Annotated in this window: 18 protein-coding genes and 1 pseudogene; 9 read left to right on the top strand and 10 right to left on the bottom strand. The window is 37.0% G+C overall.

Features of this window, described 5'->3' with window-relative positions; all coding sequences use genetic code 11:
- The 3 genes and pseudogenes from IQ247_RS23835 to IQ247_RS23825 all read left to right on the top strand — a co-directional run.
- Positions 1–2,329: pseudogene (locus tag IQ247_RS23835) on the top strand (hypothetical protein); the annotation flags it as partial.
- 338 nt (positions 2,330–2,667) lie between these two features.
- On the top strand, positions 2,668–2,928 hold the full coding sequence (locus IQ247_RS23830; protein ID WP_193923793.1) for a ribbon-helix-helix domain-containing protein: 261 nt from the start codon (positions 2,668–2,670) through the stop codon (positions 2,926–2,928).
- The gene (locus IQ247_RS23825) at positions 2,925–3,257 is read left to right on the top strand and encodes a type II toxin-antitoxin system RelE/ParE family toxin (protein WP_193923792.1); all 333 of its coding nucleotides are present in this window, start codon (positions 2,925–2,927) and stop codon (positions 3,255–3,257) included. Before IQ247_RS23830 ends, IQ247_RS23825 begins: the two co-directional genes overlap by 4 nt.
- A 74-nt stretch (positions 3,258–3,331) precedes the next feature.
- Here IQ247_RS23825 and IQ247_RS23820 read toward each other — a convergent pair whose 3' ends face one another.
- Complete coding sequence (locus IQ247_RS23820; RefSeq protein WP_193923791.1) at positions 3,332–3,823, bottom strand: P-loop nucleotide/nucleoside kinase family protein; 492 nt, start codon at positions 3,821–3,823, stop codon at positions 3,332–3,334.
- A gap of 407 nt (positions 3,824–4,230) precedes the next feature.
- Between IQ247_RS23820 and IQ247_RS23815 the strand changes: the two genes are divergently transcribed.
- From IQ247_RS23815 to IQ247_RS23805, 3 genes are all read left to right on the top strand, one after another.
- Positions 4,231–4,875, top strand: a complete 645-nt coding sequence (locus IQ247_RS23815; protein ID WP_193923790.1) for a sigma-70 family RNA polymerase sigma factor — start codon at positions 4,231–4,233, stop codon at positions 4,873–4,875.
- Positions 4,876–5,136: 261 nt separating this feature from the next.
- Positions 5,137–6,519 (top strand): DUF1822 family protein, encoded by a 1,383-nt coding sequence (locus IQ247_RS23810; RefSeq protein ID WP_193923789.1) that lies wholly within the window; start codon positions 5,137–5,139, stop codon positions 6,517–6,519.
- Positions 6,520–6,661: 142 nt separating this feature from the next.
- Complete coding sequence (locus IQ247_RS23805; RefSeq protein ID WP_193923788.1) at positions 6,662–9,487, top strand: pentapeptide repeat-containing protein; 2,826 nt, start codon at positions 6,662–6,664, stop codon at positions 9,485–9,487.
- Between the two features lie 9 nt (positions 9,488–9,496).
- On the opposite strand, the gene IQ247_RS23800 is transcribed toward IQ247_RS23805, so the two are convergent.
- The 5 genes from IQ247_RS23800 to acpP form a co-directional block, all read right to left on the bottom strand.
- Positions 9,497–9,907 carry a type II toxin-antitoxin system VapC family toxin gene (locus IQ247_RS23800; RefSeq protein ID WP_322745564.1) on the bottom strand — a complete coding sequence of 137 codons (411 nt, stop codon included), beginning with the start codon at positions 9,905–9,907 and terminating at the stop codon, positions 9,497–9,499.
- Between the two features lie 2 nt (positions 9,908–9,909).
- Positions 9,910–10,203 carry a hypothetical protein gene (locus IQ247_RS23795; RefSeq protein ID WP_193923787.1) on the bottom strand — a complete coding sequence of 98 codons (294 nt, stop codon included), beginning with the start codon at positions 10,201–10,203 and terminating at the stop codon, positions 9,910–9,912.
- A 324-nt stretch (positions 10,204–10,527) separates the two neighbouring features.
- Complete coding sequence (gene tkt / locus IQ247_RS23790) at positions 10,528–12,546, bottom strand: transketolase (RefSeq protein WP_193923786.1); 2,019 nt, start codon at positions 12,544–12,546, stop codon at positions 10,528–10,530.
- A 306-nt stretch (positions 12,547–12,852) separates the two neighbouring features.
- Positions 12,853–14,103, bottom strand: a complete 1,251-nt coding sequence (fabF, locus tag IQ247_RS23785) for a beta-ketoacyl-ACP synthase II (RefSeq protein ID WP_193923784.1) — start codon at positions 14,101–14,103, stop codon at positions 12,853–12,855.
- Positions 14,104–14,297: 194 nt separating this feature from the next.
- A complete protein-coding gene (gene acpP / locus IQ247_RS23780) occupies positions 14,298–14,549 on the bottom strand; it encodes an acyl carrier protein (protein WP_193923783.1) in 252 nt (83 codons plus the stop codon).
- Between the two features lie 407 nt (positions 14,550–14,956).
- Here acpP and IQ247_RS23775 point away from each other — a divergent pair, with 407 nt between their 5' ends.
- On the top strand, positions 14,957–15,847 hold the full coding sequence (locus IQ247_RS23775) for a CoB--CoM heterodisulfide reductase iron-sulfur subunit B family protein (protein ID WP_228059988.1): 891 nt from the start codon (positions 14,957–14,959) through the stop codon (positions 15,845–15,847).
- A gap of 516 nt (positions 15,848–16,363) precedes the next feature.
- Positions 16,364–17,263: a phytanoyl-CoA dioxygenase family protein gene (locus IQ247_RS23770; protein WP_193923781.1), complete on the top strand. Its 900-nt coding sequence runs from the start codon at positions 16,364–16,366 to the stop codon at positions 17,261–17,263.
- Between the two features lie 409 nt (positions 17,264–17,672).
- On the opposite strand, the gene lpxD is transcribed toward IQ247_RS23770, so the two are convergent.
- From lpxD to IQ247_RS23755, 3 genes are all read right to left on the bottom strand, one after another.
- The gene (gene lpxD / locus IQ247_RS23765) at positions 17,673–18,713 is read right to left on the bottom strand and encodes a UDP-3-O-(3-hydroxymyristoyl)glucosamine N-acyltransferase (protein ID WP_193923779.1); all 1,041 of its coding nucleotides are present in this window, start codon (positions 18,711–18,713) and stop codon (positions 17,673–17,675) included.
- 388 nt (positions 18,714–19,101) lie between these two features.
- On the bottom strand, positions 19,102–20,421 hold the full coding sequence (gene mltA / locus IQ247_RS23760) for a murein transglycosylase A (protein WP_193923777.1): 1,320 nt from the start codon (positions 20,419–20,421) through the stop codon (positions 19,102–19,104).
- Between the two features lie 3 nt (positions 20,422–20,424).
- Positions 20,425–20,679: a hypothetical protein gene (locus IQ247_RS23755; protein WP_193923775.1), complete on the bottom strand. Its 255-nt coding sequence runs from the start codon at positions 20,677–20,679 to the stop codon at positions 20,425–20,427.
- Between the two features lie 1,146 nt (positions 20,680–21,825).
- Here IQ247_RS23755 and IQ247_RS23750 point away from each other — a divergent pair.
- Entirely contained in the window at positions 21,826–24,228 is a 2,403-nt protein-coding gene (locus IQ247_RS23750) for a PAS domain-containing sensor histidine kinase (protein WP_193923773.1), read from the top strand.
- A 223-nt stretch (positions 24,229–24,451) separates the two neighbouring features.
- On the opposite strand, the gene IQ247_RS23745 is transcribed toward IQ247_RS23750, so the two are convergent.
- Positions 24,452–24,712 (bottom strand): peptidoglycan-binding domain-containing protein, encoded by a 261-nt coding sequence (locus IQ247_RS23745; protein ID WP_193923771.1) that lies wholly within the window; start codon positions 24,710–24,712, stop codon positions 24,452–24,454.
- Positions 24,713–24,954: the final 242 nt, after the last annotated feature.

The raw sequence follows: 24,954 nt of genomic DNA, 5'->3' as shown, positions 1-24,954 counted from the left end.
CATTTATCTAACTCACATCACAGCAATACTCACTCTTTTTTCCTGGATAAATTTATTTTTCCCAAGTCTTTCACAACAGGTTTGGGCGGTTATTTGCTTGGTTGTAATGGTAACGGAGTGGTTATTTAGTGTTGGTGAGGGAATTGTGCGACGTAGTGCATGGCATATCGGTTTGGTGCTTGCAGGTTTGAGTTATTTGCTGTTATGGACAAATGTAGAGTCAATTTGGAATGGTATTTATATAAATCAATCAAATTGGGGATTGAGTTGGTTTGTGACACCCGTAACTTTAACTGTTATTGGTAGTCGTGATAGGGAACAAAGAAAATATCAGCAAATCACAATTAGTATTTTATCAGTCATATTTGCTCAGTTATTAACTTTACCACTACCTGGAATTAGTCTAATTGGTTTGGCAATGGGTGCAGCGGTAATGTTTGTTAATACCAGATATTTGAAGAACAAATTAGCTGCGGTAATTACGGTAGGTTTCGCTTTAAGCTTGATTTTTGCAGCGGTATGGGAAAAAGGTTTATTATCCTTTGCAGGTTGGTTTGTGTTGTCGGCAGCGATTATTCTGAGTTTGTGGGTAATTCGTAAATTATTGCAGCGCCGCAACGAATTAGCATATATATATGCAGTTGCTACAGACTTTTGGGCGAGTATACTGTGCGGTAGTGAGTTATTATTACTAAGTTTACACGGGGTATGGGTTTATGTTTCTGGTGAATCCGATATCTTACCCTATGCAACTTCCGCAGCGATTATTTTAGTAGCTTTATCATTTCGTCATTGGCAACAACCGACAAACTCGACATTTTACGGTATTGCCTGGTGTGTAGAATTATTAGTTGTTGAGATATTAGCAACTCAAACCAAGCAAATTATATATGTTGCGATCGCGAATATTGCTTTGGGTTTAATTACGCAATTATTTGGTGAACTGTGGTGTAAAAAACGGCAACTATCAATTCCCGTCCGCTGGCATATTTTACCTTTGCTATACGCTCTTTTCGGAGTACTGCTACGCTTAAATACCTTTGATAGCTGGACTGGTTTATCTACGCTGGGTGTGGCTTTGATTATAATTGGTGTGGGAAGACGCAATCAAAAATTAAAACCACTGCTTTACTTAGGATTTATCGGTGTATCAATAGCAGGTTACGAACTTTTAGTATATCAACTTCAGCAAGCATCTGGAGGTGCTATTGGTGATGGTTGGATTGCTTTAGCAACCTTAGCTGCGGTTATTGGCTATATTTATCGCTTATTATCGCCTTGGTTAACAAGTTATCTACACCTGAGTTACAAAGAATTGAAAATGTTCGCTCATTTTCATTGGGCTTTGGGTAGCGTGTTATTAATAGCTGCAATTAATAATCCCATAGAAGCTCACTTATTAGCTTTAGCAACAGGATTATCTTTAACTTGCTACGCAATATTTCAAGGAAGACAGACTGATGAATTAACATCCCAATCAGTTCAAGGAAACATTACAGAAGCAGAAATTTGGGTTTATATCGGTTTAGTCCAAGCTGCTTGTTTAAGATACTTTTTACCAGATACTTCAACAATACGTCTTTTCTTAGAACAAATACGTCCTTGGCAAGCAGCAGTTTCCTGCCTAATTGCTTATTTTCTCTACAGTTTACCGTGGGAACGTTGGAAATGGGCTAAAAAACCTTGGCAAATTGCTGCATATGTTATTCCGTTAATATCGTTGTGGGAAACTAGAATAGAAGTCTATTCTATCTCTATATTATTAGTAGCTGGTTACTATATTTTCATTGCTAAAATTACCACGAAATTCCGCTTTACTTATATCAGTTTAATATTAGTTAATTGGGCTTTGTGGCGTGGATTTAGCGATTTAAATTTAAGTGATGGCTTATGGTATATTTCCTCAATCGGCTTATCCTTACTATATATTGCTCAATTCGATCCGCAACTCAAATTACCGCAAAATAAATCATTCCGTCACTGGCTACGAATGTTAGGTAGTGGAATAATTTGTGGATATGCAGTTGTATTTTATCAAAATAGTTATTTAATACCTGGTTTAATACCGGGGATATTAAGCTTGATTGCGATATTTGCGGGATTAGCATTAAGAATACGCGCCTTTTTATATATTGGTACCGCAACATTTTTAGTCACAGCATTCTATCATTTGGTAATATCTATCCTCCGTTATCCCTTCCTCAAATGGGTAATAGGTTTATTAGTGGGAATTAGCTTGATATTCATCGCAGCCAACTTTGAAAGTCGTCGTCAACAACTGACTTCTTTACTTAATAATACTAATGATGAATTTAGAGAATGGGAGTGAATCAATGTGGCGACAGATTTCGGCAAACGCGAACCCGTTTGAAGCCTGGATGTTGGCAAATGGCTATTCTCAAGAAACAATAAAATCTATTTAGGAAGCGTTCGGGTAGCGGCTCATATGAAGTCCGGTTAATTGCTTACTATATGACGATTACGCATTTATCCAAAACCCATTACCGATTACCAATTACCCATTACCAGCCCTCACAGAGAGTAGGAGTGTTTAACCGGACATGATATCAAGCGTGAGTATCGTGTCCTCTACTCATTTTTATGGGTAGCTAGATTCCGTGAAATCATTAAGTTAAAATAATAGGCGATCGCTAAAATCAAATCCCGATGAATATCAATATTGATATACCCGATGAGGTGCGCGTTTACCTTGAGGCACAAATAACGGCAGGTGCTTACAACAGTATTGGTGAATATTTTTTAGATTTAGTACAGCAAGACCAAAAACGCAAAGCACAAGCAAAATTAGAAGCTCTTTTGCTCGAAGGTATTAATTCTCCAGGAGAGGAAGTAACACCTGAATATTGGCAAAATCTACGCTCGACAGTTTTGGGGGAAAATAACATCGAAAATCCGAACCAAGCATGAGCTATCGATTAATTATCAAGGATCGGGCAACTCAAGATTTGCGACAATTGGCAAATTACATATTAGTTAATGGTAACGCGGATGTTGCTGTAAATTTTTTAACTGCTGCGGAAGTGACTTTTGAACAGTTGTTAAAAACTCCTGGAATGGGAAAAATAACGCAGTTTGTGGTGTCCAAGTTGGGCGAAATTAGACAATGGCGGATCAAAAATTTTAATGATTATTTAATTTTCTATCGAATTCAGGATAATACTGTTGAAATTCTCAGGGTATTTCATGGAGCAAGAGATTTGGCTGATGTACTCAGTCAGTTAGACGAAGAATCTTAATCATCTGGATTTTTTCCAATTACATAAGTTCAAATACTCAACTACAAGCTGTACAGTGCGGAAGATTCAAAAACTCAGCGTTTGACAAATTCGATCGCGAAACCCTCATCAGTAGAAGGTGGTTGAAAGAAACTGGTGACATGACGAAAAACTTCTTCTGTATCAAATAGCGCCCTTTCTGGATTAGTTTCCTGTCGCTGGGCTATTTGTTCTATACAAGTTTTATCATCAACATCAATGTAGATTAATCGATGGGGAATGCCCTCACCTAAAAATATATCTTTGAACCATGCTCTTTGATTTCTCGTATTTGCTGGAAAATCCATAACTACGGAAATACCAGAATTTAGTATACTTCTGACATGGGTTTTTAAGAATGGTTTGAGGCGATTTGCATATTTCAAATAATCATCAAAATTCTTGATTTCTTCCGGGTAAAGACTCGATAACCAATCATCCTCAGATAACAGAATTGCATTTAATTCTTGAGATATTTGACGGGACAATGTAGATTTACCTGCGCCCATTTTCCCACAAAAAAATATTAAAGTTCCTTTTAAGTACATTTGCTTTATCCTTGGATAAATATTACATCTCTAAACGACGATCGCCATACCATTGAATCAACTCAGGTAATTGCTGATTCATTAGTCCTGATTTTATCTAAATATTTGATCCGAAATCCATTTAACCAAATCTTAAGTATAAATAAACATAATCAATTACTCGAAAAAGTATATTAAGTTTTGCATCCTCAAAATGCATAAATGATAACACCTCAAACGTATAGGTAAAAAGCGTTACAGCTTAACAAATTTCGTTGTTGGCGAAGCCCGCAGCCTTAAGGCTGAACGCCACAAGTGGAACTCGTTTTTTGCAGGATTAGTCTTTTGAACAATCGGCAGATATTGCGTGTTACAATTTGTACGACTAAATGTATTACATAAATCCTCGTTAAGGAGGAGATATTGATATGCCTTCCAAACAGACGGCAGAACCTAACGAACAACTATTGATTGACTCGAAGTATCGGCAGCTTGTCGAAAAAATTGCCCGTAAACACACTTATAACAGTTCAATGTCTTGGGAAGATGCGGCGCAAACGGCTCATATAAAAGTTTTTCAGGCGGTAAAAGCGGGAAAATTTCGTACTCATCAAGCGCATAATTTTTACTGTTGGGCAGCTACAGTAGCTAGAAATGCGGTGATAGATTTTGTGCGTAAGGAAGGACGTAATAGCTGTCAAAGTTTAGATAAAACCATTGCTGGAACTGATGTATCGTTGTTAGATACCGTTGCTTCGGAGTTTGATTTATTAGATGCGGTAGAACGTGCGGATGTGGTAATTGTTGCCAAAGAAGCGATGAAAAAACTGGCTCAATTGTATCCAGAGCGCGGATATCTGAAACTTTGGCAGGGAATGGTAGAAGGTAAAAAGCAGACTCAGTTGGCTTTGGAGTTGGAAATCACTCAAGGTGAAGTTTCCCGTCGTCGTAAAGAACTTTTAGAGCGTGTGAATCAAGAATTAGGATTAGTACAGCCAGAAACTGTCAAACAAGAGCAAAATCAAGTTCGTAAATCGAAAGCAAGCAGAAAACGTTCTCAGGAACAGTGGTAATAATTATAAATACCCCATTCTAATCACGGATTAAAAAGGATTACACGGATTACGCGGATTTTAATTACCAATTACCAATTACCAATTACCCATTACCAATTACCAATTGCCAATTACCAATTGCCAATTCCCAAATTAATTTGTAAAGATTAAAAAAACTGCACATAGAATCATTATCTCTTTCGTTAAAAGTAATAGATACCTCCATAACTACAAGTAAACGGCGATAAGCAACTCTGATTCGCCTGGGAATACAAACCTATGGGTAAAATTTTCAGTAAATCCACATCTAAGATAAGAGAAAAATGTATCCAGAATCAGCCACAACCCGGAGAAATTTGGCAAGTAAGTCGCTCGATACATTGTCCTGTAGAATTTTCTCAAGAACAGCAATATCAACTTTACTCGGATGCAGCAAGACAGTTTTTAGCAGGAAATTCATCGCCAATCTATGTACTAATTGTTACGGAAGAAAATAACGATATATTTCCTCAAGAATGGCAAGTTATTTGGGTAATGCTGTTATCAGGGGAAACTGATTTGTTGAACAATGTAGATTTATTGATTCCCTCAGATATTTCTGGTTTAGAAGCAGATGTATTAGCCCAAACTTGGTTAATAGAAGAAATGTTTGTTTGTAATTTAGTCAAGCCAGTGGGTAAGCGATTATCGCGCAATGTTTACGATTTATTATTAAGTGTGGGGGATTATCATCATCAAATTATTGACCAACCACCTATAGTATCAGAAATACAACTTTCTGGCTTAAAAATTGGAACTAAAAAAGCCATAGAAAACTTGGAAATTATTGGTTTTCACCAACATCAATTAGCTTGCAGCGATATATTAAGCTTACCTGTAGCAGCCTACCGCAGTTATTTAAAGAGTATTAAATTTACAGAAGCAGTATTAGAAGAAGCGTTGCAGGTAGAGCAAGAATTAATAGCTGAAAAAACAAAAAAAGCATCGAAAGTTAATCTTCTTACTCAATGGCTGCAAAATATATTTGATAGTCAATGGCAATTACTTTTACAAACACCATCTTTGGCAATTGCTACTAGAAGTGCTGTTGATTTTGAACCCAATCCCGATGAAATTGCAATATTAATTAAACAGATATCTGAGCGAGAGGAACATTATAGAAGAAAAGCTGCAAAGCGATTGGGAGAAATAGCTGCTGGAAATGTTAATGCAATAGAAGCTTTAGTTAACTTGATACGCAATACCCAAGACGATGAAACATTGTGGGTAGCGGTAGAGAGTCTGTGGAAAATCAACCCCGGAAACCCCGCCGCTGGTGTGAGAAGAGTTAAGCTAATCGACTTGGGAATGCAACTCAGGAGCGAAGCAGTAGCTTTAGCAGTAGCATTGGTACCAAAAGGCGATCGTCAAGTAGGTGTGTTGTTACAAGTTTATTCCACGGATGCACAAACCCAAGATATTGCAGCATCAAAACCATTACTACATTTACCTCCCGGTTTAAAATTAATATTGCTTTCCGAAACGGGAGAGATTTTACGGGAAGTTATAGCTAGAAATGCCGATATTTATATTCAACTTAAATTTAGTGGTGAAAGGAGTGAAAAATTTAGCGTTAAGGTTGCTTTAGAAGCAGCCAGTATTACAGAGGATTTTGAAATTTAATAATTGGTAATTGGTAATTGGTAATTAAAATCCGTGTAATCCGTGTAATCCTTTTTAATCTGTGTTTTGATTAAGGCACCATAATGTTACTACCAGTTTATTTATGATTTAATTTTTAACTTTAAACTCATTATTTGTTCCAATGTCTTTAGAATTTTCTCATCAAAATCTTCAAGGTTATTCTTTCACAAATCAAGACTTAAAAGGTGCGGATTTTTCTTACTCGGATATTCGCGGTACTAATTTCAGGAATGCTATTTTAAAAGGTGCTAATTTCCATCATGCTGTTGCCGGAGTGCAAAATTTTAGACTCATTTTCTTGATGGCTTTCTCATTTTTTATGTCAGCACTTTGTGGATATGCATCTGGTTTAACAGGAATTATTGCATCACAATCTCTATCTTCTGTTTATAGTGAAGGTACAAGTATTGTTACTGGTATTAGTGGCATCACAAATGATGTTGCATGGGTAACTTCGATCATTATATTTTCACTATTAGGAATGTTCTTTATTGGTACTTTTTATCGAGGTTTTGCAGCAGATGTTTGGTTTATTTTAGCTGGTTCTGAAGCAGTAATTATCGTAATTGTAGGGCTAATTGCAGTTATTATTTGGGGTTATCCGGGATTAAAAGCTGCCGTTTTAGGGGCTTGGGGTGCCGCAGGAGCGGGACTTTGGTCTTTAGTTGGAGTTATTACTATTGCTTTAGCAGTATTTTGGTCTGCATCCGAGTCTATTTTTGAAAAAATACTCAAATTCGCAGCTTGGATTTTAGGTTTATCAACATCAATATTTATTTTTAGTGCTGTATTTCAGGTATCAACAATTGCTTTACCTATGACTATAATTTTAGCTTTAATTATCAGTTTATTAGGTATTTATGCAGGAATAAGGGCTGTAGTTGAAGATGAAAAATATCGTTTAATTCGTACTGTTGCTATTAGAATTTCTACTATTGGTGGAACCAGTTTCCAAAATGCCGATTTAACTGAAGTTGATTTATCTCATGCAATCCTCAAAAATACTAATTTTCAAAATGCTAAGTTGATTCGTACTAATTTTCATTTAGCGCAAAAAATTAATTTATCCAGAATTGAAAACACCATTTTAATTAATCGAAAAGTCAGGAATTTACTTGTAACTAAAAAAGGTGCCAATAAATCATATCAAAATTGTAACCTCCAAGGAGCAAATCTTACAAATGCAGACCTTAACGATATAAATTTAACTGAAGCAGATATTAGCTCAGCAACTTTTGCAAATGCTTGCTTAGAAAGAGCAAATTTAACAAAAACTCAAGCGTTAAATACTAACTTTCAACGAGCAAAATTAACCGCAGCTTGTTTAGAAGGTTGGAATATTGACAGCACTACCCAATTAGAAAAAACAATTTGCGATTATATATTTTTGCTGAATAATCAAAAGGAACGTCGTCCAAGTAGTGGAGAATTTGGATCAGATGAATTTGCCAAATTGTTTAAAGTAGTATTAAATACTGTAGATTTAATTTTTCGTAACGGTTTAGATTTACAAGCTTTATCTGCTGCTTTAACAAAAGTTAGGGAAGAAAATCCAGATACAGATATTGCAATTCAAAGTATTGAAAATAAAGGAGATGGTATTGTTGTTGTTCGAGTAGAAGTACCCGAACATACTGATAAACAAAAAATTCATGCTGGATTTACTCAAAGTTATGAGTTAGCATTACAAAGTTTAGAAGCAAGATATCAAGCACAATTGCAAAGTAAAGACGAACAAATTGCGCTTTATCGTCAACATCAAACAGATTTAAGAAATTTGATGCAAATAGCTACTCCTAATAGCGAAAAACAAGAAAAAGTAGTTATTCTCAACTTAAATGAAGGTGATTTAAATAGCGGTTTTACTGTAACATTGCGGATTGCTAAACAAGGAAATCATCCTTATTTTGAATCCAAAGGTAAATTACCACCGGCACCAAAATTAAAAGAATATTATCATCAATGGCGAATAGTTTACCGTCAAAGCTTAGGAATCAATTCTCGTTTAGATATCCCCGATACACAGATAACTAATATTAGCCGATGTGATTATTTTTATGAATGTTCTGTATTGGCGGACAAATTGCGAGAAAATATTAATTATTGGCTTAATTCCGAAATATTTCGACCAATAAAAGAACAACTACTCGAACAGTTAAATCCTACTGACTCAATTAGAATGATTCTGCAAACAGAAGATATTCAAGTGCGAAAATTACCGCTTCAATTGTGGAATTTATTTGATAGATATCCCAAGGCTGAAATTGCTTTAAGCACTCCTAGTTATCAAAGTAAGGAAAAATCTATATATCTTCAAGGTAAAAAAAGTAAAATTAGAATTCTGGCAATTTTAGGTAACAGTTGCGGAATTGATATTCAAAAAGATCGGGAGTTATTGGAAGGCTTACCAAATGCGGAGGTTACTTTTTTAGTGGAGCCTCAAAGACAACAGTTAAATGATGAACTTTGGGCGCAATGTTGGAATATTCTGTTTTTTGCAGGACATAGTTTTACTGGATTAAAAAACCGCAGAGACGCTGAGTACGCTGAGGTAAGAGATATAGAGAGGAAGTTACAAAAAGAAGGGTATTTTTATCTTAATAAGTCTGATATTTTAACTATTTCGCAGTTGAAGTATGCTTTGAAAAAAGCTATTGAAAAAGGTTTGGCTTTAGGGATATTTAATTCTTGTGATGGTTTAGGATTAGCTGCGAATTTAGCTGATTTACAGCTTCCACAAATGATAGTAATGCGTGAACCTGTACCGGATAAAGTAGCGCAAGAATTTCTTAAGAATTTTTTAACAGAATATTCCCATGGGAAAACATTATATCAATCGGTAAGAGCAGGTAGAGAGAAGTTACAGGGTTTGGAAAATGAATTTCCTTGTGCTACTTGGTTACCAGTTATTTGTCAGAATCCGGGGGAAATTCCACCTTTATGGTGATAATTTTCTTTAATTTTGAGCAACCCAATTTTCTAAATAAATTTCTTCAATCCGAGCCATATCCGAATCATTAGAAACCAAAATCAACCCACGTGTAATAGCAGTTGCAGCAATTAAAACATCAGCATCTTGAATGGGTCTACCTTTGTTCTTTAAATTAGCATGAATTCTACAAGCGGTTTCGATAATTTCTATATCATCTAAATATAAAACTTCATATTTCTGAACAAAAGTGTTAAATTCGGTTAATTTCCTTGTCGCATTTAGAGCTAAAAGACCTCTTTTAACTTCGTAGTAAGTTATGCAACTGATAAATACTTCGTCTCCCTGACGAGTTACTTGCTGTAATTTATTGTTTACAGAAGCATTTTTTTTCAGTATGTAACTAATAATATTTGTATCTAGTAAATAATTTCTCACTACTATCTACCTTCTACCGCTTCATCAAAAATTGCAATTTCCTCCGGTGTTAAATCATTTAAAGTCCCTGAAACAGCTTCTAAGACTAAGAGTTTATCAATTCTCCGGGTAAGTTCCTTATCTGGAATCGCCCTAAATTCTTCAGGGGAAAATTCTCCAAATAAATCTACTAACATTTCGATCATTTCTTCTTTTTTTAATTTTACTTGGTAGAGACTACTACCTTTAATTAGTTTTTCTACTATCGGTGAAATTCGATTTTCAAGTTCGGGATTTTGGCTTTTAACTTCTTGCATAATTAACTCCTATTTTTTTTCATTTTGTAGAATACTTATTTATTAAGTTTAACGCAATGTACTTTCAATAGTGTGGTGGTAAGAAGTCGGGTTTTTAAGTACTGGTGCAAAATAAATTAGACATTTTGTTTAGGGAGGGAATAGGTTCGTGTTACATAACTCACGAGTAATTATATAAATAATTTTGCGTAACTACTTATTAATCGTAAAAATCCGACTTCTGTGAGTTAGTGAGCTAATAGTTTGAGGCTAGTTAAAACAAAAAAAAGGCGGACTTATTTAGCCCACCTCAAAAAAGAATTATTTAATTATTCAACTTACAAATTAACCCAAAACTTTCTTTGCAGTTGCTACGACATTATCAACGTTAAAACCGAATTTATCCAGACAAACGGCACCAGGAGCGGAAGCACCAAATCTATCGATGCCTACCGTCGCACCATGCATACCAACGTATTTGTGCCAGCCAAAACTAGCAGCAGCTTCTACCGATACACGCTTGCTGACAGATGCGGGTAAAACTGATTCTTTGTAAGATTGATCTTGCTCTTCAAATAATTCCCAAGAAGGCATAGAAACTACGCGGACTTTCTTACCTTCAGCAGAAAGTTTTTCAGCCGCACCAACACAAAGCTGTACTTCCGAACCAGTACCCATCAAAATGATATCTGGAGTTCCATCACAATCTACTAAGATATAAGCACCTTTGGTAGCTTTTTCGATAGAAGTACCATTCAAATTTGGTACACCTTGACGAGTAAACGCTAATAAGGTAGGTTGTTTTTTCTTAGCTCTCTCAATAGCTACTTTGTAAGCCCCAGAAACTTCATTTCCATCTGCGGGACGAATTACTGTTAGGTTAGGAATAGCTCTTAATGAAGCCAAAGTTTCAATTGGTTGGTGTGTGGGACCATCTTCACCTTGTCCGATGGAATCGTGAGTCATTACCCAAATCGATCCAGCATGAGACAGCGCAGATAAACGGATCGCAGCACGCATATAGTCGGTGAAAATCAAGAAAGTCGCACCATAAGGAATTAATCCCGAATCGTGCAAAGCCATTCCGTTACAAATCGCACCCATCCCATGTTCCCGCACACCGAAGTGGACGTTACGATTTTGGAACGCACCTTTTTGAAATTCTCCCTCTCCCTTAATTTCAGTTAAGTTAGAATGAGTCAAGTCAGCCGAACCACCGATTAACTCTGGTAATACTGATGCTAATTTATTCAAGCAACCTTCAGAGTATTTACGAGTAGCTAAACCTTTGTCTTCGGGGGTGAATGTAGGTAATACTTTATCCCAACCATCGGGAAGCTTACCGTTTAAATAACGCTCAAATTCTGCTGCTTCTTGAGCATATTTTGATTTATAGTTAGCAAAAGTCTTGTTCCACTCATCTTCATAACCAGCACCACGCTCCACTGCTTTACGCATATGGTTGAGAGCATCTTCTGGTACTACAAAAGGTTCGTATTCCCAAGCCAAATTGTCGCGGGTAAGTTTGATTTCATCAGCACCAAGAGCAGCACCGTGAATACCTGCTGTATTTTGTTTGTTGGGCGCACCATAACCGATGGTGGTTGTCACCTTAATCATGGTGGGTTTATCGGTGACAGATTTAGCTTCTTGAATAGCTTTCGCAATAGCGTCTAAATCGTTATTACCATCTTTAACGTGTAAAACGTGCCAGCCATAAGCTTCAAAGCGCTTGGAAACATCTTCGGTGAATGCTACGTCCGTGGAACCATCGATGGAGATGTGGTTGTCGTCGTACAGCGCGATTAGTTTACCTAAACCTTGGTGTCCGGCAAAAGAACAAGCTTCTCCAGATACCCCTTCCATGTTGCAACCGTCACCCAGAATTACGTAGGTGTAGTGGTCAACAATTTTAGCATCGGGTTTGTTGTATTTGGCAGCAAGGTGTGCTTCTGCCATTGCCAAACCTACACCATTAGCAATTCCCTGACCCAAAGGTCCGGTAGTCACTTCTACCCCTGCTGTCATGAAGTTTTCGGGGTGTCCGGGAGTATTAGATTCCCACTGACGGAAATTTTTGATATCTTCTATGGTGACGCTATCGAAGCCCGCTAAATAAAGCAGAGCATACTGCAACATAGAACCATGACCGGCGGATAAAACGAAGCGATCGCGATTGAACCATTTAGGATTCTTGGGGTTAAAGCGCATAAATTGGTCCCATAGCACGAACGCCATTGGCGCTGCGCCCATAGGTAATCCGGGGTGGCCGGATTTAGCTTTTTCCACGGCATCAACCGCTAAAAAGCGAATTGAGTTAATACAAAGTTGTTCGAGGGTTTGGGTTTGGGTTGCAACAGCCATAATACGATTGTTTTTAACGACGTTAGAGTTCTGTTTAATAGCTCTGTGTAGCTTGCTTCGGGTCATTGTTAAATTTTCCCAGCACAGCTATATTCTCATCATCCCACTACTCCCTGTTGACGGACAAGAAGTACATAAATCAGAATTTAGGATGGGACTTGGGTTTAATTGTATAGAGGATTGCTACAGTTATTCCGTTTTTAATTAAACTAATTTGTCCAGCAAGGTGCAGAAAACACCCTGCTGAAACCTCCACAAACAAGTGTTAAACATGAAATATGAACTTCATACTTCATGGTTCCTTTGTCAGACGTACTTCTTAAAAGCCAGGGTGACATTGTGACCACCAAAACCAAAGGAATTAGATAGCGCTACCTCAATATCTTGGGCGCGACTTTCATTGGCTACATAATCCAAATCACATTCTGGATCTGGATTGTCCAAATTGATTGTCGGTGGAATTCGATGATTGGCGATCGCCAATACTGTTGCGACAGCTTCAATACCTCCAGAACCGCCCAACAAGTGACCAGTCATGGATTTGGTAGAACTAACTGCTATTTTATAAGCGTGTTCTCCCAGGGCTTTTTTCATGGCAGCAGTTTCGGTGGGGTCATTAACCGGAGTGCTGGTACCGTGAGCATTGATGTAAGTTACTTGTTCGGCAGTAATTCCGCCATCTTTGAGGGCTAACTCTATGGCTCTTGCGGCTCCTATTCCACCAGGGACTGGTGAAGTCATATGATAAGCATCACAAGTCATGCCATAACCAATCATTTCGGCGTAAATTTTGGCACCGCGACTTAAAGCGTGTTCGAGTTCTTCCAAAATCAAAATGCCCGCTCCTTCACCCATGACAAACCCATCGCGGTCTTTGTCAAAGGGACGACTGGCTTTTTTGGGGTCGTGATTGCGTGTAGAAAGGGTTCTGGCAGCAGCAAATCCAGCAATTGATAAAGGTGTAATTGCGGCTTCACATCCACCACAAATCATTGCTTGAGCATATCCATCTTGAATGATCCGAAAAGCATCACCGATAGCATTAGAACCTGCGGCACAGGCTGTTACCGGACAAGAATTTGGTCCTTTAGCACCAACATGAATTGCTGTTAAGCCAGCAGCCATATTAGCAATCATCATCGGTACCATAAACGGACTACAGCGCTCCGGACCGCGATTCAGATAGATACTTTGCTGCTCTTCCATGACCTTTATACCGCCAATGCCAGAACCAAGCATAATCCCTACTTGTTCGGCATTCAGGTCATTAATAACTAATTGGGCATCAGCAAGAGCTTGTTTTGATGCCGAAACTCCGAGTTGAGCAAAGCGAGCCATGCGCTTAGCTTCTTTTCGATCCATATAATCATGTGGATCGAAATCTTTTACTTCACCAGCGATGCGGCAATCATGGTTTGAGGCATCAAATAAAGTAATTTCATCAATACCATTACGACCACTCGCCAATCCTTCCCAATATTGCTCTGGTGTGTTACCAATCGGTGTAATCGCACCAATACCAGTTACAACAACGCGCTTACGTTTAAATTCTGTCATGATGATATTTATGGTGGCTCAACAAGCGCCGCAGTTCAACAACTAGGAAATTGTTAATTGGAAATTAGGAACTAAGGAGAAGAGAATTTTAATAGTTAGCATGACTAAAAAGTTTTGCTCGGTTTTTTGACTAACCTTTTTCTATTAACTTGTCACCGCACCTTGTCCCAATTCCCAATTATTTATCCCTTGTGCTAGGCGGATGCGGCGACTTTATTGTTTATGTAGTCAACTGCCTCTTGAACTGTAGTAATTTTTTCGGCAGCTTCGTCGGGAATTTCAATATCAAATTCCTCTTCTAAAGCCATTACTAATTCCACCGTGTCCAAAGAATCTGCTCCTAAGTCATTGGCAAAATTAGCATTTGGGGTGATTTTCTCATCCTCTACTCCTAACTGTTCGGCAACAATTTCCTTGACTTTTTCAAAAATGGACGCTTGACTCATAGATTCTAATACCTCTAAGGGTTGCTATATTCTGCTCTTGATGGATATCACCTTTTTGAGCATATACATCTTATCGGAAAGCGCGTTCGGATACACGATATATATGTTTGGGGGACAGCAATTGTTACTAAGTTTCTTCCTTGATTTTCCATTGATGTTGCTTTACACAGTTCATACCACCAACCCACTTCGACTTCGGATAAAACAGTAATGGACGAGTAAGCATCAACTATAAAGGATAAAGAACTTGATACCATACAAGCGTCCATATAGAGTACGGTTAACTTTGTACTCCATACTTAGAACTGCCTCTGGTGTTGGGAAGTTTGACGAAGAACATCTTCCCCCAAGACTTCCAAGACCTCTACTTTCCCTTTTCCAATTAATCAAATTGTATTCTATTCCAAATGCTTAAATACGCTTATTTTCCAGGTTGTGTTGCTCAAGGTGCCTGCCGAGAGCTACATTCTTCTACTGTCGCTCTTTCCAAAGCTTTAGATATTGAACTGATTGAACTAAAAAAAGCAGCTTGTTGCGGTTCTGGTACTTTCAAGGAAGATTCCCAACTATTAGAAGATACAGTCAATGCCCGCAATATTTCTTTAGCGGAAGAGTTGAATCTACCTCTATTAACTCATTGCAGTACTTGCCAAGGTGTTATCGGTCATGTAGATGAACGTCTCAAAGCTTGCACAGAAAATAATCCGGCTTACTTAAATAAAGTTAACAGTTTGTTGCAAAAAGAAAGCTGTTCGCCTTATCGCGGAACTACCGAAGTCAAGCATATTCTTTATGCTTTAGTCAAGGATTATGGTTTAGAAGAAATCGAAAAACGAGTGACAAAAAAGCTAACTAATCTCAAATGCGCGGCTTTTTATGGTTGCTATTTACTACGCGCTCAAAATATCCCTGAAGATGATCCTTTTAAACCAGAAGCGATGGAAAATGTTTTCCGCATGGTGGGAGCAACTCCGATTCATTACCGAGGTCGTACTCAATGTTGCGGATGGCCACTTTCTAGTTATGCTACCACCCAATCTTTCCAAATGGCGGGTAAACATATCCAAGAAGCCATAGAAGCCGGTGCTGATTGTATGGTTACTCCTTGTCCTTTGTGTCACCTCAATTTAGATTCCCGTCAGCCAGAAGTAGAAAAAGTCATCGGACATAAGTTGGGTTTACCAGTACTGCATTTACCGCAATTAATCGCTTTAGCTTTGGGTGTTAGTCCCCAAGAACTTGGTTTACAAAGACATATTGTTTCTACTAAACCAGTGTTAGAAAAATTAGGATTTTGACTGAAAATCAAATGATTTAAGTTCGATTCAATTCAGCGGAATGCACCAGTTTTAATTAACGGAGCTAGAATCTCCAAACCTACTTCCCAGACTGAGCCTGGGAACTATAGCAATCCTATTTGATTTGTGAAAAATCACGGTGTTCAGATTTCCGACTTCTTGAAGAAGTCGGAAATCTAAATTCTCATATATGATTTAGGATTGCTATAAAAGATGTAAATTCATAAAAGTTTAATTAAAAACTTGATAAATAAATAAATTTTTGAACAATACAACTTTATTGATTCGATAAGAATATGAAATCAATAATTAAACATATTTAGTTTTCATAAAATACTTACAAAAGTTATCAGCATATTCAACAATTGTCATAATTAAAAGTAGTGTGTCACTGTAGAAACTACTCAGTCACCATTATTAATTCAGAATTTATACTAATAACTTCTAACTATGGTCGCTGAATGACTGCATTATTTATGCAGTCTCAAGCACACTTCTTTTGAGAAGAGATAATTTATGACTGGTACATTGATTCAGTTAAAACTGCAAAAAAATCAGCTTGATATAAGTAGTGATTTTGCCAAAAGAGTCGGTAGCAGCAATCGCTGGCAAATTTTAGGAAGATTCAAAACTATTCGTCGTGGATACAGCCTTTTTCAAGGGCAGCTACAGCGTTTTAAACCTCAGTTTTACCAACAGAGATTAAACATTTCCACCGTTTCAGAAATTTCTCCCGTTCAAATTAGTAAATGTGTAGAAAATATTCAGAAAACAGGAGTACATTTAGGATTACACTTGAATCAAAATGCTGTACAACAAATTATCTCATTTGCTCGTTTGAATCTCTGCAATGAACCTAAACATAATGATTTTTTCTTTGCGGATGAAATCAAAAATGGACGATTAAATGGTGAATCTAGACAGGTGATGCGCGGTCTTGTTAGTAATCTTGATAAATGTCAAACTGTAGATAAAATAGTCTGTGACGCAACCCTAATTGAAATTGCTCGAAAATATCTTGGTTATTATCCAACCTTAATAACCCGTCATTTAACCTGGAGTTTTGCTTGCGATTTAGATGAAGTTGACATTCAAAAACTATACCCACCAACTAATTTTCATTACGATGTTGCTGGGTTAAATTTCGTAACCGCTAGTTTTTTTATTACCGATGTAGATGAAAATACTGGTCCTCATATCATGATAGAAAAGTCCCATAACCGTAAACCTTTGCAAATGCTTTTGAGGTCAAATATTCAGAAAGAAACAGATGTGTGGCGTTTTTATGACCGCTCGGAGCAACTTACAATTACAGGTAATGCTGGATTTGGTTTTTTCCAAGATCCATCTTGTATCCACAGATTAAAATTACCAAGAAATGGTAATCGCTTGATTCTACAAATACGGTATTCTTGACGCTAAATTCTGATTAATAAAATATCAATATTATATACAAATTATCAGTTCAGTGCATTAACATGAGTTCGACAACAATCATAGAAGTCGGGTTTTTAGGTTAAATATTTGTTAATTACACAATCATCCTCAAAATCCGACTTCTCAACCCCATGAAAAATCCAGTTTTTCTGCACTTATTCTTTTCTTCTACTATCTCAATATTGATTCTTTTGAATTTTGCTTCTTCGGTTTTAGGCAGGATTAATTTCAAAATATCATTTTTAAATTCTTAAAAAAGGATTTTTATTCGCAGCAAAAACTGTAAAACCCGATTTTTTATTTAAATCGGGTAACAGACATATTTATGAATCGCGAATACAGAGCAAAAAGAGTTAAAAAAATTAAAACAACAAAATAAAACAACAAATTATTGAAATTTCCGCTGCAATTGTCTGATGTATTGATAGATTTCCGGTAATTTTTGAATAATTGCGGAGGATTTCAAATATATTTTGTAAGGAATGGCTGGATTCCCAGATACAATTTCCCCTGGTGGGACATTGCTATGAACTCCGGACTTTGCGGATACAATGGCACCATCACCAATTTTGACTTGATTGGCAATTCCTGATTGTCCTGCTAAAATTACGCGATTACCTATTTTAACTCCTCCAGCGGTTGCGGATTGCCCTGCCAAGGCGCAGCCAAAACCCACTTGAGTACCGTGTCCTATTTGTACTAAATTATCAATAACTGTATTGTGACCGATACGTGTTTCTCCGACTGCGGGACGGTCAACTGCACTATTACAACCAATTTCTACTTTATCTTCTATTATGGTACACCCGGATTGCTGCATTTTGAACCAGCCTTCTTTGGTAGGAACAAAACCGAAACCTTCAGCACCGACAACTGTTCCGCTGTGGATGACGCAATCTTTACCAATGCGAGAACGTTCGTGGATGGTACAGTTAGCGTGTAAAACAGTGCGATCGCCAATTGTCACATCTGGATAAATCACGACATGAGGATGGATACAAACGTTGTTGCCAATTTCTACACCTTGTTCAATTACTACATAGGCTCCAATATAAACTTCGCTGCCAATTTTTGCCGATTCATGAATTACGGCAGTAGGATGAATGGATGGAGCGGGATGCCAAGGTTGATAAAATAAGTTGATTGTTTGAGCAAATAAAAGTCGTGGTTCTTTGGCTGCTATCCAAGCTATTTGCTTTTCTTGTGCTTTAACAAGCAGTGATTCCTCGTTAGGTAAAATCAAAGCATTGGCAGTTGTTTTATCTAGTAAATGGGCAAATTTTTGTCCTTCTATATAGCTAATACTGCCAGTTGTCGCTTCGTCAACGGCTGCCAATGTAATAATTTCTGGATCGAGGTTTGGCAAGCTAACTAGACTAGATAAGGTGGCATTTTCACCCAGTTTTTGAACTATTTCGCTGAATTTCATTTTTACAATTTGAATGATAATGATTTACAAAGGCTTTTTAATTTGTCGTTATTGATGTAAATTTGATTCTAAATGCATTGAATTGTTTACAAAGGAAAATTAAGTCCATAGATTGTTTCTATTAACGTTTTTACTCTAACAACTGCTTTTTTATATTTAAAACTCATTAATATTATCTAATAACAAGTTCAAATTCATACAATTACATATAATTTTAATTATTAATTGTATAGATTAATTAACAAAAATTTTAACCAACTATCGAAAAGTATTGCACAATTATGTATCAAAACAAAAAAGTGAGGAGTCACTAATTGAAAGCAACTCCTCGCGGTTTGTCCCGAAAAAGTTTGTGTAATCTATATCTGATGCTTTATCCCATTTATATTTATCGTTTAAGCAGTAAATAGTATAACGTTCCGTTACCACCTGTTACCCCAGCCCTGTCACCTGCGACTTTTCCAGTACCCATAAAGTAATCGACTCTTCCGGGTGTTTTAATGGCGCTACCTGTATCTTGGTCAAGTACAAATCTACTGACTCTACGATACTCTAGATTTCCGCCGTTTCCTACATAAGGAAAACTCGTGTTAACTAACGCTAACGCACCCGGAGGCATCAAAGACTTATCTGTAGCAATGGAACGTTCGGGAGTAACTGGTACTCCTATACTACCAGTAGCTGGTGTATTACCTTTATCTCTAAAGAAAATAAAGCGTTCCCAACGAGGCAGATAATCATCCATAGCGCTGGGATTTCCCTCGAAGAAGTTAATAATACCAGGCATTGTCGCCTGTTTCTGGGTAATTTTTCCGTCATTGAGCAACTCTCTACCGATGCTCGTCCAAGGATAATCGGTACCATTAGCATAACCAACACCTGTAACGGTACCATCGGTTAACTCAAGTTTGGCGGAACCTTGGATATGAATTAAGTATGCATCAAAGCGATCGCGAAACCAAAATAGTTCCAAACCACTCAAGGGGCTATCCTTACCTAGTAAACCATCTTTGCCTTCGAGTTCGATTCTTTTGGGGTGCGGTTTTTCCCATTGGTCAAAATTTGATGGTAATTGATAAATGGGATATTTAAACTCTGAGGTAGGAACACGACTGGCTTGGTAAATCGGCTCATAATATGCAGTAAATTTAACAGTACCCTTGCCGTCGTTACCAACTGACTGGTAAAACGTAAACTCGCGTCGAACCGCAGCTTGTAATTCTGCTGGGGATTTGGATGTGAGTACCAATTGACGGAAACGTAACAAACTACGACGCACGCGATCTAATGTAATTGCCTTGTCGGGATAATTTTCGTAAATTCTGGCAGCGCTAGGATTTTGCAAATAACGCAAACTATGGTCAATTGACTCAATTAACGCTTGGCGATCGCCAGGTTTACCTTTCTCTTTCCCACCCCAAAACAGTTGGTCATCCCAACCCAAACAAGCCTTACTGGGTGTACAGTTATTGGACAAACCAATTGGTTTTAGGACTGGGGTTGCCGGAGTAACACTCGGTTGTGGTTGTGGTTGTGGTTGCGGTACTGTTGGAGGAATAGTTGGTATAATAACCGGCTGCGCTACTCTCAAGGGAGTAGTTGGTAAGGGCGGCATTGTCATTATACGCACCTGAGCGACAACTGAACGCACCGGGCTAACCAAGGCAATTCCCAGGCTCAAGGAAAACAAAGCAAGGGTTTTTCTCATGATTTATGTAAATCTTTCAACACTAGAACTAAAAATTGGTTCAACTCGAATTGCAACAACCCGAGATGGACGAAGTACCATATACTCGCCGGAAATATTCTTGATTGGTACGTTAATAAAGTCATCAGAAGCAGCTTTGGGCATAAGTTCGCCACTGTACCACTTTTGAAACTCTTGAATGGTCGGAAAACGTACTTCTTCCCGGTGTCCACTTTCCATTAATATATATACTGCGTATTCGCTAGCACTTCTAGGCATAACTTTTGAATCCTTTGAGACACATCACCACATTGTTAACCCAACTATTGCCTTAATGGAAAGGGAAAAAAGTCGGATATCAAAAAATACCATTGCATTTTATTTAAAGAGGGATGTTGAAATGTCGCAATCTTAATTTGTTCTTAATAATTATGATTTTTGTCATATTTTTGACTAAAAACATGAAAATTACGAATTATCTCGGATTCATCTAGCCGCAGCATTTTGAGTTTAATCTTTCCCCAATGACGCAAAATTACGGGAAAACTGTTCCCAAAAGGCTTTAAATTCAATATATTTTCCCCAAGTATTTCAAAAGTTATACGAGTTGAAATTAACAGCTACTCAAATATGTATAATTGTGATAAATCATCGGTTTATATTCGATCATACTGAATCGCTGATGACGAATATGAATTTATTGTGGTTCCTGTAGTCTTTGATTTGAGGACTTTACCCAGAGCGTTTTCTCAAACTACCCCTTATCGTTTCTAATCTCAAAAACAATCGATTACTTTTGATTTTTATAAGTAGATAGGCGTTCTTCAATTGTCGTTATGAATAGGGAATAGTTCGTTCGGGAGTAGGGAATAGGGAGTAGAGGTCAGGTTTTGAGCCAAGTTTACCTTGTATGTTACACAAGGATAATTATTTATGCCTACTTACTTATTATCGGTGAATACTGAGAACCCACTTTTTTGTAATACTTGTAACTTAAATAGAGGTTAAGTATAACACTGAGTCATATAATTCAGTAAAATTACTAAAGACAATATTTTGTTTCTCGTGATATTTAAAAGCGGTAATCTGATATTTTCGCAATTTGAGACAAATTAAAAGTTAAGTAGTGAAATTAAATTACATTCAGGTGAAGCATAAACAAAGCTATTTTACAGTCAAATATATCGCAAATCATCGTGAAACTTTAATCTAGATTGACATAAATTTCCTACTTTCTACTGGAAAAAAGAAAATATGTACAAAGGTAGATGCGAGGTCTACCCATCAGTAACATATCATACGATTGAAAGTGCATATACTATTCGTTAGAATTACTAAAATTTACCGCCTTGGGTAGATGCGGTGATGAAATAATCCATGTATTACGTTAACCACTTACACCAAAACAATTCGGGTAAAAATATAGTGCATTCACAATTAATAAAATTTGCACGCTTATTAGTATCGCTGATCGTTATTGCAATCTTCTTATTAACAGGGTGGTTGGTTATTCACGATGAAAAATTAATATTTTCTAATTCTGTTTTGATGATTGCTTATGAAAGTTTAGTGGCAATTGGGATTTTTGCAATATTGATTTGGAAGGGTACGAAAATAATCGAAAGCACCTGCAATCAGCGTGATAAGGCAATAAATGCCCTCAAAGAAAATGAAGCAAAATTGAGAAGTTTTTTAGATACAAACTTTATTGGCATTGTAGAAGTAAGTGCTGACGGTAATATTTATGTCGCAAACGATGAATTTTTACGGATAACAGGCTATAGCTATTCCTGTTTACAAAATGGTAGTTTGAATTGGTTTAATATTACGCCATCAGAATATTTAGATATAGATAAACAACACTTTTCTCAAGCTAAGGCTTTTGGTAGTTGCACTTCTTACGAAAAAGAATTGATTTGCGCTTCGGGTAAGATAGTTAAAGTGAAAGTCGGTTGTACTTCCCCAACAGAAAAAAATCAACCAGATAAATATATTATTAATCTCAGCGAATGTAAAAATCTAGAATTAGAAAAAAACTTTAGCATTAGACAGCATTGGTTGGAACATTTACTTAATATGATGCCAGCACCGCTGTTATTAATTGAACCAGGAACAGCAAGGGTAACTTTTGCAAATAAAGCAGCGAATGAGATGGCTAATGGTAATTTTCCTTTAGCACAATCTCAAGAAGAATATGAGAAATTATACCGTTTTACCAACGAGTCGGGACAAATTCTTCCTAATGAACTTATACCCCTAATACGGGTTGCTTTGGGGGAAAGGCTTGAAGGAGTGGAGGTTAATTGGTATGAAGGAGATAAAATTCATCCGATACGGGTATTTGCAGATACTTTACCTCCAATGTATGGTTATCCGGGTACTTGTGTGGCTTTATTGCAAGATACTACTAAACTTAAGCAGTTAGAAACATCTTTGAGTTTAGGTAAGGATAGACTTGATTTGTTATTTGAGACAACTAGCGATTTAATATCCTCGGAACAGCCAGAGAAATTAATCGAACTTTTGTATAGTGAAATTACGCAGAAAACTAATATAGATTGTTATTTATATTATGTGGTCGAGAAAAATTCTCAAAAAATCCAGTTAACTTCCTATTGCGGGATTAGTTGTTCTCAAGCCAAAGATTTAGAATGGCAAGAATTTGGTCAAGGAATCTGCGGTACTGTAGCGATGAAGCGTACTCCCATTAAAATAGAAAATGTCGGGGAATCCAATGATCCAAGCACAGAATTTATTCGTAACTTAGGAATGAATGCTTACTATAGCTGTCCGTTGATAGCTCAAGGGCAGCTTTTCGGTACAATTAGCTTTGGTAGTCGGACTATTGGGGACTTCAGTAGTTATGAGATAGGTGTCATGCAGGCTATCTGTAACCAAATAGCCATGAATATTCAACGGGCTAATTTAATGAATTCCCTACAGCAAGCCAATCGCATCAAAGATGAATTTTTGGGTATTTTATCTCACGAATTGCGATCGCCATTGAATAGTATTTTAGGATGGGCGCAGTATTTACGGGTTCGCAAGCTTGACGAATCCACCACATCCAAAGCTTTGGAATCCATAGAGCGTAATAGTAGAGAGCTTCATCATCTAATCGAAGAATTATTAGATATGTCGCGAACAATTCAAGGTAAAATGCAACTTAGTATTGGTCATTGTAATTTGGTTTCAATTATTGTCGCAGTCATTGAAAGTTTGCGATCGGCAAGTGTTGCTAAGCAGATAGAAATTAAATTATCAGCTCGCAAAGGTTTTGGGATGGATGAACATATTAAGAATGCCGCATTTACAGACTATGAAGAACCGTTAATTCAACTTGCATCTTTAAATAAAATTCCTGCTGCGGATCAAGCTCTAGTGGAAAATCAAAATTTCTTAGTTGCTGGTGACACTCAGCGTTTAAGGCAAGTTATATGGAATTTACTTTCCAATGCCATTAAGTTTACTTCTTGTGGCGGCTGTATAGAAGTAAGCTTATTAGAAGAAAATACCCAGAAAAATTCATTATCATATGCGGTAATTCAAGTCAGCGATACAGGAATCGGCATAAATTCTGAGTTTCTTCCCTATGTTTTTGACCGTTTTCGTCAGGGTGATAGTTCCAACGCTAGAGCCTATAATGGGTTAGGTTTAGGATTAGCTATTGTACGTCACATAGTTGAATTACACGGCGGTAGTATTTCCGTAGAAAGTCCCGGAGAAGGCAAAGGTTCAACCTTTACAGTCAAATTACCACTTATTCCATCAACTCAATTACTATCAGTTAAAAAAAACCCTAAGTCTCAATTCCTAACAATTAATTAGTAATTTTTCATGAGTTATTTATTAATATTAGTTATTTATTAATATTAGTTATTTATTAATTTATTTATTTCCTCTTACAGATTATTTAATTAACAAAAAGATTACGGCAGAGAAATATAAAAGAGGAGCATAAAAAAAAGTTGCTAATCCGTTGCTTGAAGAAACTGGTTTATTGTACTGCGATCGCCATCGGATTAAATAAATTAAATAAATTAAATAAATTTCAACTAGACAACGCTCGCCAAGTTCTAGAACCAACAATACCATCTGCGACTAAACCCCGGCGGCTTTGAAAAGCTTTAACCGTGACTTCTGTTAAAACACCAAAATCACCATCAATACCAATCGGGTAGCCCTTGGAAACTAAAAGCTGTTGTAAAATTCTCACGGAATTACCTCTGTCACCGAAACGTAGAGTAGGTAATCTATTCATAGCAGTTGTTTGCAATATCATGGGTAGTTCTCGATCAATTTTTTCTTCCATAATAAATCCTTAGTTAAACCTTATCTGGATAGTCAAGCAATTGCCTCTGTATGGAAATAGCTTTTATAATTACCCAAATTTACTTCAATTTACTGTAATAATTTATTGATATTATCCTATTTCAAAAAAAACCACAGATAATTTTTATCTGTGGTTATAGTTCATCCTCCATGAACTACGATTTCCTATCTACAGCCTAATCTAGGACAATAAGACTTGATAGTACCCGTTGGGGGGAGATG

The sequence above is a fragment of the Plectonema cf. radiosum LEGE 06105 genome (assembly GCF_015207665.1).
GTDB lineage: Bacteria > Cyanobacteriota > Cyanobacteriia > Cyanobacteriales > Nostocaceae > Rivularia > Rivularia radiosa_A.
Note: the sequence above shows the minus strand (reverse complement) of the source record. Positions and strands in the feature narration are given on the sequence as shown.